This is a genomic window from Streptomyces africanus, from assembly GCF_002150735.1.
Taxonomy (GTDB): domain Bacteria; phylum Actinomycetota; class Actinomycetes; order Streptomycetales; family Streptomycetaceae; genus Streptomyces; species Streptomyces africanus.
In genome coordinates, this window is sequence record NZ_MUKA01000608.1 from 1 (window position 1) to 510 (window position 510).

Sequence of the window (510 nt, forward strand, 5' to 3'; positions counted from 1 at the left end):
CGGGTGGAGCAGGCGCTGTACGCGTCGAAGATCGTGTCGTACACGCAGGGCTTCCACGAGATCGACGCGGCGCGCGACGAGTACGGCTGGGACATCGACCTCGGTGCGGTGTCCGCGCTGTGGCGGGGCGGCTGCATCATCCGCGCGGCCTTCCTGGACCGGATCCGCTCCGCCTACGACACCCGGCCGGATCTGCCGAGCCTGCTGTCGGACGCGACGTTCGCGCAGGAGATCGCGGACGCCCAGGACGACTGGCGCGAGGTGCTGGTCGCGGCCACCCGCCAGGGCGTGCCGACGCCCGGTTTCGCCGCGGCGCTCGCCTACTACGACGCCCTGCGCGCGGAGCGGCTGCCGGCGGCGCTGACGCAGGGGCAGCGGGACTACTTCGGTGCGCACACCTACCGGAGGGTGGACCGGGACGGGTCGTTCCACACGCTGTGGGGTGGGGACCGGTCGGAGGTCTCCGCGTAGGCGCTGCGCGCTGACGGTGACGATGCGGGGCCGGTGGAC

At 73.1% G+C, this 510-nt stretch carries 1 pseudogene; it reads left to right on the forward strand.

The features are described 5' to 3' along the window. Positions 1-471 (forward strand): annotated as a pseudogene (locus tag CCL05_RS42600) (NADP-dependent phosphogluconate dehydrogenase); the annotation flags it as partial. Between the last annotated feature and the right edge of the window lie 39 nt (positions 472-510).